Here is a 12,915-nt window from a genome sequence, read left to right as displayed (position 1 = left end):
TAGTGAATGCGCAACCCTCCCGCGACAAGGGCATCGCGCGCTTGAAATCGGACAAAATTGCTCTTAAATCCTCTCCATGTTCATCGAAACCGAAACCACCCCGAACCCGTCCGCGCTGAAGTTCCTGCCCGGGCAGACCGTCATGGCCGCGGGCAGCCGCGAATTCGCCACGCCCGAGGCGGCCGAGGCGAGCCCGCTCGCGCAGGCGATCTTCGACACGGGCGAGGTGGTGAACGTGTTCTTCGGCGCCGATTTCGTCAGCGTCACCGCCGCGCCCGGCGCCGACTGGAGCGCCCTGAAGCCGCAGGTGATCGCGATCCTGCTCGACCATTTCGTCTCCGAGGCCCCGCTCTTCACCCCTGCCACCGCCGGCGGAATCAACGTCCCGCCGCCGGAAGAGGACATGGCGGTCGAGGAACGCCCCGAGGATGCCGAGGTGATCGCCGCGATCAACGAGCTGCTCGAAACCCGCGTGCGGCCCGCCGTGGCGGGTGATGGCGGCGATATCGCCTATCGGGGTTTCCGCGACGGGGTGGTCTACCTGACCCTGCAAGGCTCGTGCTCGGGCTGCCCGTCGAGCACCGCGACGCTCAAGCACGGGATCGAGGGCTTGCTGAAGCACTATGTCCCCGAAGTGACCGAGGTGCGCGCGGCATGACCATGCAGTACCACGATCATCCGCTATCCGTTGCAGCTCTTGCGCAGCTCTTTACCGAGGCACGCAGCTATAACGGGTGGCTCGACCGGCCGGTGAGCGACGAACAGATCCATGCGATCTGGGACCTCATGAAGATGGCGCCCACCTCGGCCAACATGCAGCCGGCACGGATCGTGTGGGTCAAGTCTCCCGAGGCCAAAGCACGGCTCGTTGAATGCGTGTCCGAGGGCAACAAGAAGAAGGTCGCGGCCGCCCCCGTCACAGCGGTTATAGGCTACGACATTGATTTCCATGAGGAACTGCCCTGGCTGTTCCCGCACACCGACGCCAAGAGCTGGTTCGAGGGCGACGAGAAGGGCCGCGAGGAAGGCGCCTTCCGCAATTCCTCGCTGCAAGGGGCATACCTGATGCTCGCCGCGCGCGCGCTCGGGCTCGATTGCGGGCCGATGTCGGGCTTCGACCGGCAGGCCGTCGAGGCGGCCTTCTTCGCCGACGAACCCCGCCACCGGGTCAATTTCATCTGTTCGGTCGGCTACGGCGATCCGGCGAGCATCTTCGATCGCTCCCCCCGCCCCGATTTTGCGCGCTTCAACGCCATCGCTTGAGGCGTATCGCCGCTTGCCTGCGACGGGTTGCTGAGGCAGGGCGGACCCCATGCGGGTGCTCGCGATCGAAACAGCCTCAGAGGCGTGCAGCATCGCCCTGTTCGAGGGCGATGGCATTGTCGCGCATGATCACCGGGTAATCGGCCGCGGCCATGCCGAAGCGCTGGTGCCGATGATCGCCGCCCTGCCGGAAAAGGGCCGGGCGGAGCGCATTCTGGTCAGCCTCGGCCCCGGCAGTTTCACCGGCGTGCGGATCGGCCTTGCGACGGCCCGCGCGCTCGGCTTTGCCTGGGGCGCCGAGGTGCTGGGCTACCCGACCCTCGCGCTGATCGCGGCCCGGGCGCAGGCCGCCTCTCCGGGCGAACCGGTCACCGTCTGCGTCAACGGCGGGCATGGCGAATGGTTCGTCGCCGATTTCGGAGCTGACGGACTGCCGCTGGGCGAGGCCGCCTCGCTCACTCCGGAGGCCGCGGCCAACCGCGCCCGGGCGGCGGTGGTGGCGGGCAACCGTGCGGCTGCACTCGCTGGGAACGGCTCTGCAGCAACGGTGCTCGACCTCCTTCCCGACGCCGCTGCCGTGCCGCTGCTGCCGCAGGCGCTGCTCACGCCCGTGCTGGCGCCGATCTACGGGCGCGGACCCGATGCCACCCCGATGGCTGAACGGGTGCGCGGATGACGCCCTGCCCGCACCTCCTCGACCGGATCATGTCGGTGATGGAGGCGGCCTTCGATCCTGCCTATGGCGAGGCCTGGAACCGGCGCCAGGTCGCCGACGCGCTGACCCTCCCCAGCACCCATGCGCTTGTGGTCGATGCCACCGGCACCCCGATCCCCCAAAGCGCGGGTCCGGAACCTGCCGCGGCAGGCTTCGTGCTGACGCGCCACGTGCTCGACGAAGAGGAACTGCTGCTGATCGCCGTCGTGCCGCCTGCCCGGCAGCGCGGCATCGGCGCGGCGCTGATCGAGCACCTGTTCGCCGCCGCCCGGGGCCGGGGCACTGAGCGCGTCTTTCTGGAAATGCGGCGCGGCAATCCGGCGATACACCTCTATCGCAAGTTCGGTTTCGAACCGATCGGCGAGCGGCGAAACTATTACCGCATGGCCAATGGGGATCGAATCGACGCGATTACTTTCGCACGTTCGATCTAGTTACCTGCGGTTCATCCCGTTTCCGTGAACAAGCAAAGCAACCTAGTTGCCAACCTAGTCGCCGTAGTTCATGGCGCAGTAACCGGCGCGAGCGAAAAGACGCCAGTGAGGAACTCATGGACAATCTGGAAATGGATATGAAAGAAACGCTTATCACGCTGACCAGCGACATTGTTGCCGCCCATGTCAGCAACAATGATGTCGCGGTCGCCGACGTGCCCGGACTCATCACCAACGTCTACGCTGCCCTCGCCAATCTTGGCGAGACGCCGGTGGTCGAAGAAGCCAAGCCCCAGCCGGCTGTCGCGGTGCGCAATTCGGTCAAGCCCGATTACATCGTGTGCCTCGAAGACGGCAAGAAGCTGAAGATGCTCAAGCGCTATCTTCGGACCAATTACAACATGAGCCCCGAGGAATACCGGGCGCGCTGGGGTCTTCCGGCCGATTATCCGATGGTCGCCCCCAACTATGCCGAAAAGCGCCGCGACCTCGCCAAGAAAATCGGCCTCGGCCGCAAGCCCGGCGAGACCGCGCCCAAGGCCCGCCGCCCTCGCAAGGGCGCGTAATCCTTACCCCGCCGCCCTGTTGAGAGGGTGGACGGCCCGCTTGAGCATGCAGCCTCGTCCCTGTAGGGGTGGGGCTGCAATGCTTTCGGGCGGTCGCATCCGGATGGAGCGCCGCGCCTGGCGATGGAGCTTTCCTTGACCCAGAAAATCGACCTCGAACAACTCTGCGCCGAAAAGGGCCTGCGCATCACCGAACAGCGCCGGGTGATCGCCAAGGTGCTTTCGGAAAGCGACGACCACCCGGACGTCGAGCTGCTCCACAGCCGCGCCGCCGCGATCGACCCGCGCATCTCGATCGCCACGGTCTACCGCACCGTGCGCCTGTTCGAGGAAGCCGGCATCCTCGACCGCCACGATTTCGGCGACGGCCGCTCGCGCTACGAACCCGTGCCCGAGGCGCATCACGATCACCTGATCGATGTCGAGACCGGCAAGGTCGTCGAATTCGTCGACCCCGAGGTCGAGGCGCTGCAACGCCAGATCGCCGAACGGCTCGGCTATCGCCTCGTCGATCACCGCATGGAGCTCTACGGCGTGCGCCTGTCGCGCAATGACTGACTGGGAGCTGCGGCAGGCCGCCGCGCGCGGGGAGACGACACCGGTCTCCGCGGCCGGCTGGCTGCGGATTGTCGCGCGCGCGCTGGCGCTGATCGCGCTGATCGTCGTCTTCGTGCCGCTCCACTACCTCTACCGCACCGTCTCCTACGGTTCGCCCTTCCCGATGCTGTTCCTGCGCTATGCGGCGCGGGTGTGCGGAGCGCGGGTCACAGTCCACGGAACGCACCTCAAGCGCGACGTCTTCTTCGTCGCCAACCACGTCTCATGGGTCGACATCCTCGCGCTGGCGGGGGCGAGCGGGACGGCCTTCGTCGCCAAGGCTGAACTGGCCGAGGCGCCGGTGGTCGGCTGGCTCGCCAGCCTCAACCGCACGGTCTTCGTCAAGCGCGAGCACCGCATGGGCGTGGCCGAACAGATCAACGCGCTGAAGGAGGCGCTGGTCGACAACTGGTCGGTGACGGTCTTCCCCGAAGGCACCACCACCGATGGGCAGTCGCTGCTGCCGTTCAAGACCTCGATGCTCTCGGTGCTCGAACCGCCCCCGCCCGGCGTGCTGGTGCAGCCGGTGATCGTCGATTACGGGACCGTCGCCGAATGGATCGGCTGGATCGGAGAGGAAGGCGGGCTCAACAACGCCAAGCGGGTGCTGTCGCGCAAGGGCACCTTCACAGTCGCGCTGCACTATCTCGAGCCGTTCAGCCCCGAGGATTTCAAGGGCCGCAAGGCGATCAGCCAGGAATCGCGCCGCCGCATCGAGGAGGCGCTGGTGGAGATCCTCGGCCGCCCGCTGCGCCCCTTCGCGCACACGGTGCCCCCGGTGCGCTATCAGGCGAAGACCGAGGCAGCGGACTAAAGCCCTGCACGCACCAGCCAGTCGTGGAAGATCCGCACCGGGCGGCTCTCCAGCGCGACGGGCTTGCATACGAACCAGTAGGAATAGGGGCTCTCCACGGGCACGCCCGGCAGGTTGGTGAGGCGGTTGTCGTTGGCGCGGCGCAGGTGATCATCATGCATGATCGCGATGCCGAGCCCCTGCGCGGCCGCTTCCAGCATCAGCGCGCCCGAGTCATAGTGGTCGATTGCCGCCGGATCCATCGTGTCGAGCCCGTTGGCCTTCTTCCACGCCATGAAGCTTTCGGGCAGTTCGTTGTGGATGAGGAAGGTCTGCTTCGACATCACTTCAGGCGTGATGTCGGGTCCGATGGCGCGGGCGGTGTCCTTGGAGCAGATCGCGTGGACGAGATTGTGGTCGAGCCGCACCGCGTGCAGCCCGCTCGCCGGCCCGCGCGAGAGGATGATCGCGGCATCGAGCGTGTCGCCGACCCGGTCCTCCAGATGGGGCGCGGTGTCGATGTCGATGTGGAGCAGCGGGTGGCGCTTCCTCAGCTCCCCGAGGCGCGGGAAGAGCCGCTGGCTGCCGAACATCGGCAGCACGCCGAGGCGCAGGCGCAGCAGGGCGATATTGTCCGACTGGCTCTCCACCGCCCGGGCGAGCGCCTCCATGTGCGGGTTGACCGCCTCGTAGAAGGCCTGCCCCTCGTCGGTCAGCTGCATCGACTGGCGCGCGCGGGTGAACAGCTTCTTGCCGACGAATTCCTCGAGATTGCTGATCCGCCGCGACAGCGCCGAGGGGCTGAGGCCGATCTCCTCCGCCGCCGCGCGGGCGGAACCGAGCCGCACGGTGCGCATGAAGGCTTCGAGCGCGCGCAGGGGGGGAAGACGACGTGCAGGCATGAACTCTCTCCTTGAGTGGAGGGAGATACGCCCGAAACCGCAATTCGGATGCAAAAAATCGAAGAAAAAATTCGTGGATACGCGAAAAGTTGCGCCTACTGCACGTCTTCCTCGGTCGCGGGAGGATGCAGCCGCAGCCTTGTGACGTGGGTTTCGTCGCCCGCGGTCACCTCGATCCGCCAGCCACTCGGGTGCTCCAGCACCGTGCCGACCGGCGGCACCGCCTCGGCGAGCACGAAGGCGAGCCCGCCCAGCGTGTCGACTGCCTCTTCCACATCGGCAAGGCGCGGGTCGATGCGTTCGGCGATGTCGTCGAGTTCGGCGCGGGCGTCGATGTCCCACATGCCCTCGCCGATGGGGGAGATCAGTTCCTGCGGGGCCTCGTCATGCTCGTCCTCGATGTCGCCGACGATCTCCTCGACCAGGTCCTCGATGGTGATGAGCCCGTCGGTGCCCGAAAACTCGTCGAGCACGATCGCGAGGTGCACGCGCTGGGTGCGCATGTCGGCGAGCACGTCAAGCGCCCCACGCGCCTGGGGCACGTAGAGCGGCTGGCGCATCAGCGTCGTCCAGTCGGCGGGCGGCGGCGTGCCGTTCGCGAGAAAGGGGAAGATGTCCTTGATGTGGATCATCCCGATCACGTGGTCGAGCGTCTCGCGGTAGACCGGCATGCGCGAATGGCCGTGTTCGGAAAAGGCCGCGACCATTTCGTCCCAGCTGATCCCGGCCTCGACCGCGATGATCTCTCCGCGCGGCACCGCGACATCGTCCGCATCGTGTTCGGAAAAGTGCAGGAGGTTGCGCAGCATCTGCCGCTCGACGCGCGACAGATCGCCCCGTGTGCCGGAGCCCTCGTCGCTTCCGGAGCCGCCGTTCTCGTCCTCGTGCTCGTCGATCGCTTCCTCGAGCTGCTCGCGCAGGGACCGCGCGCCTTCGAGCCTCAGGATCTTGCGCAGAGCAGGCCACAGCCCGCTGCTACTGTCCGCGTCTCCCGATTGAGACGTGGAGGAATGGGAATCGGCCATGGCCTTGCGAAGGGCTCCTTGTTGCGTCAGGCGCCATATGGGTCAGCGATGCCCAGTTTGGCAAGTATGCGGGTCTCCAGCGCCTCCATCGCCTCGGCCTGTTCGTCGCTCTCGACATGGTCGTGACCGGCGAGGTGGAGCAGCCCGTGGACGATGAGGTGGGTGGCGTGGGCTTCGAGCGTGACGCCCTTCTCCGCCGCCTCGCGCGCGCAGGTTTCGTGCGCGAGTGCGATGTCGCCGAGCATGACCGGGGGACCGTCGGGGGCGAGGCCTTCGAGTTCCTCGCGCTCCAGCATCGGGAAGGAGAGCACGTTGGTCGGCTTGTCGCGCTGGCGCCACTCGCGGTTGAGGGTGTGGACCTCCGCGTCCGAAGTGAACAGCACGCTGGCGATGAGGCGAGGGTTGGCAAGCAGCGGCTCCCCCTCGCCCGCGGCGGCGGCGGCGGCGGTGGCGAGCGCCTCCCAGGCGCCCGCAGGCCAGTCTTCGATGTCGATGTCGAGGTCCATGGCCGGCCGCCTTAGCGCGGAATCCCCGCCGGGGGAAAGCCGCGTCCTTGCGCCGCTTCGCCGCAGCCGCTGCTAGCCGGACAGGGGGGCCCGGGCTCCTAGGCCGCGCGGATCAGCCCGATCCCGCCGAGCACCGACAGCGGGCCGATGAACCGCACCAGGGGCAAAGGGATGCGCTTCGCCCAGAACAGCGCATAGCCGTTGTGCCAGCGCAGCGGGATGACCAGCAGCACCACCGAACTGGCGACGACGAACACTCCAGCGATGGCGAAGAATTGCGGGAAGCGCGACACATCGGCGCGCACGATCATCGCCGCGCCGGCGATCAGCCGGGGTACCTGCTCGATCGCGTTGATGCGAAAGGTCGTGGCGGTGCGGCTCAGGAGGTCAAGCGCGCTGGCCGGGCGAAAGGTCATGAGCAGGCCGGCCCACACCAGCCACGCGGCGGCGGCGAGCAGCACGAACCATGCAGCCGTCAGCACGGCCGCCGCTCCGCGCTAGCCCCCCTCGCCCTCGTCCTTGCCCTCGTAGGCCTCGACGATGCGGCCCACGATCGGGTGGCGCACCACATCTGCGGAGGTGAAGCGGATCGTGCCGAAGCCTTCGACGCCCTCGAGCTTCTCGACCGCGTCGTTCAGGCCGCTCATCCTCGGCCCGCCGGGAATGTCGACCTGCCGCGGGTCGCCGCAGATCACCATCCGGCTGTTCTGGCCGAAGCGGGTGAGGAACATCTTCATCTGCTCGCGCGTGGTGTTCTGCGCCTCGTCGAGGATGATGAAGCTGTCGGCCAGCGTGCGTCCGCGCATGAAGGCGATGGGCGCGATCTCGATCTCGCCGTTGGCGAGGCGGCGCTCGACCTGCTCGGGCGGCATGCAGTCGTTCAAGGCGTCGTAGAGCGGGCGCAGATAGGGATCGACCTTCTCCTTCATGTCGCCCGGCAGGAAGCCCAGTTTCTCGCCCGCCTCGACCGCCGGGCGCGAGAGGATCAGGCGCTGGACGGAGCCGGTGATGAGCTGGCTTACCGCCTGCGCCACCGCGATATAGGTCTTGCCCGTCCCCGCCGGGCCCAATGCGAAGATGATGTCGTCGCGGGCAAGCGCGCGCATGTATTCGATCTGCGTCGCCGAGCGCGGGACGATGGTCTTCTTGCGCGTGCGGATCATGATCGGGGGGGCGCCCTGATCACCCGCGATGATCCCTTCGAGCGTCGGTTCGGCGGACATGGCGATCATCGATTCGATCGCGCCGCTATCGAGCGCCTCGCCGCGGGCGAGCCGGTCGTACATGGTCTTCAGGGTCTCGCGAGCGCGGGCGACGTCGTCCTCCGGACCCTCGATCACCACCTGATGCCCGCGCGCATGGATGAAGACCCCCAGCCGGTTCTCGACCTGCACCAGATTGGCGTCGAACTGCCCGAACAGCGGGCCCAAGAGGGCCTGGTTCTCGAAGGTCAGATCGACTCGCGCGCGCCGGGGTGCCGGAATGCCGCGCGGATCTGGCGAGAGCGCCGGGTGTCCGGCACGGGAGGGTCGTCGGCCCATAGGTTCCTTTGGCTAAGGACCGGGGACAATCCCCCGGTCCTTGAGTCGCGAAGGTAAGTCGCCCGCACGGCTTGGCAAGCCGCCTGCGGCGAGATGGTGGTGGAAAGTCATCGAAGTGCCATCCGCCCCGCCCGGGGACCGCCTTGCGATGGCCCTGCGTTCATCGGCAGTTCAGCGCCAGAATGTTGATTTTTCTTGCGAAAGGATGTTCCGATGAGACTCGCCCTCGCATTTCTCGCCACCGGAAGCTTTCTCGCCGCTGTCCCGCTCCACGCCAGCGCAACGACGGAAAGCGGACCACCCGAAGCGTCTTCGCTGGCGCTCGTCCGGACCGTGGCCGGCCATCCCGAGGACCGCCGCCCGCTCGCCAAGCTGCGCTCGCCGCTGTGCCTCGTGGTTGCTGCCGAGGACCAGGACTTCGCGCGGGTCGTCGCCCGGCGGATCATCGACAATGCCAGCGCCGCCGGGGTCCGCACCCGCAGCGCGGGTTGCTCGCCCAACGCGCTGGTCAGCTTCACCGACAATGCCCGCGCACAGATGCAGGCTGTCCGCGAGGGCGGCCGCAAGCTGTTCCGCCGGATGAGCGAGAAGGAGATCGACGCCGCCCTCGCCGCCCGCGATCCGGCCTATGTCTTCCAGGCGGTCGAGATGACCCCGCGGATCGGCGAGGGCGATGCGGATTTCGGGGTCTCGACGAGCGGCGACAACTGGACCAGCGAGCGCTCGGTCCTGCGCACGCCGGAAGACCTGCTGACGACGATGGTGGTGTTCGAGGAGCGTGCGATCGGCGGCTTCAGCCCGGTCCAGCTCGCCGATTACGCCACCCTGCGCCTGCTCGCGCCGACGGCGGAAGTGGCGCCCGATGCCGCGCTGGCGCCGCGCACCATCCTCTCGATGTTTGTCACCCCGGCCGAAGCGCCACGCGAATGGACCGCGTCGGACCGGGCCTATCTGCGGGCCCTCTACACCCTGCCCCGCACGGCCTTCGCCCACGAGGTGCTGGCCGCTGCGGCGGTAAAGGACGGGAATTAGGGGCCATTGCGCCCGGCGCCCCGGGTCTATCACGACATCGCCCGTGCGGCAGTCGCCGCATAGCGGTCAGGCCAGCGCGGGAACTTGGCCTTTCAGGGAGTTGGGGCCAGCTTCTGCGAGCGTGACTTCAACCAGATCGCCTATCGCGTGATCGCCCTCGAACCACACCGATTGCAGCCACGGCGACTTGCCGAGCCATTGGCCGGGGTGCCGCCCGGTGCGTTCGACCAGCACGGTGCAGGTCTTGCCGACACTCGCCTGGTTGAAGGCATACTGGTGGTGGCCGATGCGCTGCTGGAGGCGCTGGAGGCGCTCGTCCATGACCTCCGGGGCGATCTGGCCGTCCATCGTCGCCGCAGGCGTGCCAGGGCGCGGGGAATACTTGAAGCTGAAGCAGGCGGCGTAGCGGACTTCGTCCACGATGCTCAGGGTGTCCTCAAATTCGGCCTCGGTCTCGCCCGGAAAGCCGACGATGAAGTCGCCCGATAGCGCGATGTCGGGGCGCACGGTGCGGAAGCGCTCGATCAGCCTGAGGTAGCTTTCCGCCGTGTGCTGGCGGTTCATGGCCTTGAGGATCCGGTCGTTCCCGGCCTGCACGGGCAGGTGCAGATAGGGCATGAGCTTGGCGACCTCGCCATGCGCGGCGATGAGGTCTTCGTCCATGTCGTTGGGATGGCTGGTGGTGTAGCGGATACGCTCCAAACCTTCGATCCCGGCCAGCACCCGGATCAGCCCGCCAAGGCCGATCCGCCGCCCCATCTCGTCCTCGCCCGACCACGCATTGACGTTTTGGCCGAGCAGCGTGATCTCCTTCGCGCCCGCTTCGACCAGCTTCTGCGCTTCGGCGACAAGGTGACTGAAAGGCCGCGAGATTTCCGCCCCGCGGGTATAGGGCACCACGCAATAGGTGCAGAACTTGTCGCAGCCTTCCTGCACCGTCAGGAAGGCGCTCGGCCCGCGCTTCTTGCGCTGCGGGAGCGCGTCGAACTTGGCGATGGCGGGCATGTCCGTGTCGGTCGCGCGCTCGCCCTTCGTGGCCTTGTCGAGCATCTCCGGCAGGCGGTGGTAGGCCTGCGGGCCGACCACGATGCTCACCGCTGGGGCGCGGGCCATGATTTCCTCGCCCTCGGCCTGTGCAACGCAGCCCGCGACCGCGATCAGCGGGGCCCTTCCGCCCTGAGCCTCTGCTTCCTTGCCCGCCGCGACCAGCCGGCCGATGTCCGAATAGACCTTTTCCGCCGCCTTCTCGCGGATGTGGCAGGTGTTGAGGATGACGAGGTCGGCCTCTTCCCCCTCGGGCGCGGGCACGATCCCCTGCTCGCCCAGCAGCTCGCCCATGCGCTCGCCGTCATAGACGTTCATCTGGCAGCCGAAGCTCTTGACCCTGTAGGTCCGGGGGGGCGTTTGCGGTTTCATGAAGGCCGCGCCCATAGCGCCAAGCGCCCCGCGATTCAACGAAAAGGGGCGGCCGAAGCCGCCCCTCCGGAACCTGCAATGCGATGCTGCCGCTCAGGCGACGGTCGCCTTGACGATCTTCCCCGGCGCGCGCGGCGGCTCGCCCTTTGGGATGGCATGGACGTGTTCCATGCCGCTGATCACCTGACCCCACACGGTGTACTGCTTGTCGAGGAAGCGGGCGTCGTCGAGGCAGATGAAGAACTGCGAGTTGGCGCTGTTCGGGTTCTGCGCGCGGGCCATCGAGCACACGCCTTCGACGTGGGGTTCGGCGTTGAACTCGGCCGGAAGGTCGGGCTTGTCGCTGCCGCCCATGCCGGTGCCGGTAGGGTCGCCGCCCTGCGCCATGAAGCCGGCGATCACGCGGTGGAAGATCACCCCGTCGTAGAAGCCTTCCTGCGCCAGTTCGGTGATGCGCGCGACGTGGCCGGGGGCGAGGTCGGGGCGCAGGCGGATGACGACATCGCCGTGTTCGCCGGTGCCGTTGTCGAGGGTGAAGGTGAGGGTTTCGGCCATCTGGGGTATCTCCTGCGTGAATTTGCCCGCGCTTTTAGCAGCCATGTCGCCCCTGTCACCCTCCAGCCTTGCTTTTGCGCCCTCCCCGCCTAAACCGCCGACATGGCCGACGACCGCATCCCCGAAGACGATCTCCTGATCGCCGATTCCGGCGAGGTCGAGGTGCGTCCGGACGACCGGGTCGACGACGAGCGCCACGACGAGGAGAACCGCCTGAAAGCCGATTACGTCGGCGCGGTGCGCGATGCCCTCGATGCGGGCGACAAGGGCGCGGTCTACGATCTCGTCGAGCCGCTGCACGCGGCCGACATCGCCGACCTGATCGAGCTGCTCGACCGTTCGGAACGCGCGCAGCTGGCGACCGCGATCAGCGACCTGATGACGAGCGACGTCATCGCGGAACTGAACGACTACGTGCGCGAGGACCTGATGGAGGCCCTGCCCGCGCAGGCGGTCGCCACCATCGCCGAGCAGCTCGACACCGACGACGCGGTGCAGCTCATCGAGGACCTCGACGAGGACGACCAGCGCGCCGTCATGGCCGAGCTCGAGCCGGAGACCCGTGAGGCGGTTTCGAGCGCGCTCGCCTATCCCGAGGAAACCGCCGGGCGCCTGATGAGCCGACACTTCGTGGCGGTGCCCGAACATCTCACGGTCGGCGATCTGATCGATTACCTGCGCGAGGCCGGCGATCTGGAGCATGACTTCTTCGAAGTCTTCGTGATCGACGAGCGGCACCATCCGGTCGGCACCTGCGCCCTGAACTGGATTCTCACCACCCCGCGCTCGGTCAAGCTGACCGACGTGATGAAACGCGACCAGACCCTGATACCGGTGACGATGGATCAGGAAGAGGTCGCGCTGATGTTCCAGAAATACGCGCTGATCTCGGCCGCGGTGGTGGACGAGAGCGGGCGGCTGGTCGGCCAGATGACGGTCGACGACATCGTCCACATCATCTCCGAAGAGGCGGGCGAGGACGCGCTGCTGCTGTCGGGCGCGGGCGACGGGGACATCAACGAGCCGATCGTCGATTCCTACAAGGCGCGGGTGCGCTGGCTGCTGGCGAACCTCGTGACCGCCTCGGTTGCCTCGACCGTTATCGCGCAGTTCGAGGACGTGATCGCGACGATGGTCGCGCTTGCGGTGCTGATGCCGATCGTGGCGGGGATCGGAGGGAATGCAGGGACGCAGACCCTCGCGGTAACGGTGCGCGCAATCGCCACCAACCAGCTCACAGACGCCAACACCTCCCGCGCGATCCGGCGCGAACTCAGTATCGCGGCCCTCAACGGCGCCAGCATCGCGGTGGTGCTCGGCAGCATTGTCGCGGTGCTCTTCGGCAATCCGCTGCTGGGCGGCGTGATCGGGGCGGCGATCCTGTGCAACATTATGATCGCCGGCATCGCGGGCGTGTGCGTGCCGCTGGTGCTGCAACGCCTCAAGGCCGACCCGGCGATCTCCTCGTCGATCTTCGTCACCATGACGACCGATTCGATGGGCTTCCTGGTCTTCCTCAGTTTGGCAGTGGTGAGCGGTCTGGTCGGCTGATAGCCTCCCCCGAAACACA

General features: G+C 67.2%; 16 protein-coding genes. 9 read left to right on the top strand and 7 right to left on the bottom strand.

Going from position 1 to position 12,915, the window contains the following annotated elements; translation table 11 throughout:
• Positions 1-76 precede the first annotated feature (76 nt).
• From ACMX37_RS05475 to ACMX37_RS05445, 7 genes are all read left to right on the top strand, one after another.
• A complete protein-coding gene (locus ACMX37_RS05475; RefSeq protein ID WP_483147874.1) occupies positions 77-658 on the top strand; it encodes a NifU family protein in 582 nt (193 codons plus the stop codon).
• Complete coding sequence (locus ACMX37_RS05470) at positions 655-1,263, top strand: malonic semialdehyde reductase (protein WP_483147873.1); 609 nt, start codon at positions 655-657, stop codon at positions 1,261-1,263. The genes ACMX37_RS05475 and ACMX37_RS05470 overlap by 4 nt, the downstream gene beginning before the upstream one ends.
• A gap of 49 nt (positions 1,264-1,312) precedes the next feature.
• Positions 1,313-1,939 carry a tRNA (adenosine(37)-N6)-threonylcarbamoyltransferase complex dimerization subunit type 1 TsaB gene (gene tsaB / locus ACMX37_RS05465; protein ID WP_483147872.1) on the top strand — a complete coding sequence of 209 codons (627 nt, stop codon included), beginning with the start codon at positions 1,313-1,315 and terminating at the stop codon, positions 1,937-1,939.
• 29 nt (positions 1,940-1,968) lie between these two features.
• Positions 1,969-2,412 carry a GNAT family N-acetyltransferase gene (locus ACMX37_RS05460; RefSeq protein ID WP_483147871.1) on the top strand — a complete coding sequence of 148 codons (444 nt, stop codon included), beginning with the start codon at positions 1,969-1,971 and terminating at the stop codon, positions 2,410-2,412.
• 116 nt (positions 2,413-2,528) lie between these two features.
• Positions 2,529-2,978, top strand: a complete 450-nt coding sequence (locus ACMX37_RS05455; RefSeq protein WP_483147870.1) for a Ros/MucR family transcriptional regulator — start codon at positions 2,529-2,531, stop codon at positions 2,976-2,978.
• A gap of 135 nt (positions 2,979-3,113) precedes the next feature.
• A complete protein-coding gene (locus ACMX37_RS05450) occupies positions 3,114-3,536 on the top strand; it encodes a Fur family transcriptional regulator (protein WP_088915625.1) in 423 nt (140 codons plus the stop codon).
• Entirely contained in the window at positions 3,529-4,389 is an 861-nt protein-coding gene (locus ACMX37_RS05445) for a lysophospholipid acyltransferase family protein (protein ID WP_483147869.1), read from the top strand. Before ACMX37_RS05450 ends, ACMX37_RS05445 begins: the two co-directional genes overlap by 8 nt.
• Here the strand turns inward: ACMX37_RS05445 and ACMX37_RS05440 are convergent.
• From ACMX37_RS05440 to ACMX37_RS05420, 5 genes are all read right to left on the bottom strand, one after another.
• Positions 4,386-5,270 (bottom strand): LysR substrate-binding domain-containing protein, encoded by an 885-nt coding sequence (locus ACMX37_RS05440; RefSeq protein ID WP_483147868.1) that lies wholly within the window; start codon positions 5,268-5,270, stop codon positions 4,386-4,388. The genes ACMX37_RS05445 and ACMX37_RS05440 overlap by 4 nt on opposite strands.
• 95 nt (positions 5,271-5,365) lie before the next feature.
• Entirely contained in the window at positions 5,366-6,295 is a 930-nt protein-coding gene (locus ACMX37_RS05435) for a hemolysin family protein (protein ID WP_483147867.1), read from the bottom strand.
• 26 nt (positions 6,296-6,321) lie between these two features.
• Positions 6,322-6,801: an rRNA maturation RNase YbeY gene (gene ybeY / locus ACMX37_RS05430; RefSeq protein ID WP_483147866.1), complete on the bottom strand. Its 480-nt coding sequence runs from the start codon at positions 6,799-6,801 to the stop codon at positions 6,322-6,324.
• Between the two features lie 98 nt (positions 6,802-6,899).
• A complete protein-coding gene (locus ACMX37_RS05425) occupies positions 6,900-7,283 on the bottom strand; it encodes a hypothetical protein (RefSeq protein WP_483147865.1) in 384 nt (127 codons plus the stop codon).
• 15 nt (positions 7,284-7,298) lie between these two features.
• Positions 7,299-8,342 (bottom strand): PhoH family protein, encoded by a 1,044-nt coding sequence (locus ACMX37_RS05420; protein WP_483147864.1) that lies wholly within the window; start codon positions 8,340-8,342, stop codon positions 7,299-7,301.
• A gap of 213 nt (positions 8,343-8,555) precedes the next feature.
• Between ACMX37_RS05420 and ACMX37_RS05415 the strand changes: the two genes are divergently transcribed.
• Positions 8,556-9,374, top strand: a complete 819-nt coding sequence (locus ACMX37_RS05415) for a hypothetical protein (protein WP_483147863.1) — start codon at positions 8,556-8,558, stop codon at positions 9,372-9,374.
• A gap of 66 nt (positions 9,375-9,440) precedes the next feature.
• On the opposite strand, the gene miaB is transcribed toward ACMX37_RS05415, so the two are convergent.
• Positions 9,441-10,805, bottom strand: coding sequence for a tRNA (N6-isopentenyl adenosine(37)-C2)-methylthiotransferase MiaB (gene miaB, locus ACMX37_RS05410; RefSeq protein WP_483147862.1), 1,365 nt, complete (start codon positions 10,803-10,805; stop codon positions 9,441-9,443).
• Between the two features lie 78 nt (positions 10,806-10,883).
• A complete protein-coding gene (locus tag ACMX37_RS05405; RefSeq protein ID WP_483147861.1) occupies positions 10,884-11,345 on the bottom strand; it encodes a peptidylprolyl isomerase in 462 nt (153 codons plus the stop codon).
• A gap of 102 nt (positions 11,346-11,447) precedes the next feature.
• On the opposite strand from ACMX37_RS05405, the gene mgtE reads away from it, so the two are divergent.
• Positions 11,448-12,896 (top strand): magnesium transporter, encoded by a 1,449-nt coding sequence (gene mgtE / locus ACMX37_RS05400; protein ID WP_088914769.1) that lies wholly within the window; start codon positions 11,448-11,450, stop codon positions 12,894-12,896.
• The last annotated feature ends 19 nt before the right edge of the window (positions 12,897-12,915 follow it).

The sequence above is a fragment of the Porphyrobacter sp. THAI-01a genome, assembly GCF_056868655.1.
The sequence above is the reverse complement of the archived record's forward strand: the minus strand, read 5'-3'. Positions and strand labels throughout refer to the sequence as shown.

Bases quoted from the DNA above. Each gene is read 5' to 3' on its own strand.
- ACMX37_RS05475 (WP_483147874.1), top strand. From the start codon at position 77: ATGTTCATCGAAACCGAAACCACCCCGAACCCGTCCGCGCTGAAGTTC.
- ACMX37_RS05470 (WP_483147873.1), top strand. From the start codon at position 655: ATGACCATGCAGTACCACGATCATCCGCTATCCGTTGCAGCTCTTGCG.
- tsaB (WP_483147872.1), top strand. From the start codon at position 1,313: ATGCGGGTGCTCGCGATCGAAACAGCCTCAGAGGCGTGCAGCATCGCC.
- ACMX37_RS05460 (WP_483147871.1), top strand. From the start codon at position 1,969: ATGTCGGTGATGGAGGCGGCCTTCGATCCTGCCTATGGCGAGGCCTGG.
- ACMX37_RS05455 (WP_483147870.1), top strand. From the start codon at position 2,529: ATGGACAATCTGGAAATGGATATGAAAGAAACGCTTATCACGCTGACC.
- ACMX37_RS05445 (WP_483147869.1), top strand. From the start codon at position 3,529: ATGACTGACTGGGAGCTGCGGCAGGCCGCCGCGCGCGGGGAGACGACA.
- ACMX37_RS05440 (WP_483147868.1), bottom strand. From the start codon at position 5,270: ATGCCTGCACGTCGTCTTCCCCCCCTGCGCGCGCTCGAAGCCTTCATG.
- ACMX37_RS05435 (WP_483147867.1), bottom strand. From the start codon at position 6,295: ATGGCCGATTCCCATTCCTCCACGTCTCAATCGGGAGACGCGGACAGT.
- ybeY (WP_483147866.1), bottom strand. From the start codon at position 6,801: ATGGACCTCGACATCGACATCGAAGACTGGCCTGCGGGCGCCTGGGAG.
- ACMX37_RS05420 (WP_483147864.1), bottom strand. From the start codon at position 8,342: ATGGGCCGACGACCCTCCCGTGCCGGACACCCGGCGCTCTCGCCAGAT.
- ACMX37_RS05415 (WP_483147863.1), top strand. From the start codon at position 8,556: ATGAGACTCGCCCTCGCATTTCTCGCCACCGGAAGCTTTCTCGCCGCT.
- miaB (WP_483147862.1), bottom strand. From the start codon at position 10,805: ATGGGCGCGGCCTTCATGAAACCGCAAACGCCCCCCCGGACCTACAGG.
- ACMX37_RS05405 (WP_483147861.1), bottom strand. From the start codon at position 11,345: ATGGCCGAAACCCTCACCTTCACCCTCGACAACGGCACCGGCGAACAC.
- mgtE (WP_088914769.1), top strand. From the start codon at position 11,448: ATGGCCGACGACCGCATCCCCGAAGACGATCTCCTGATCGCCGATTCC.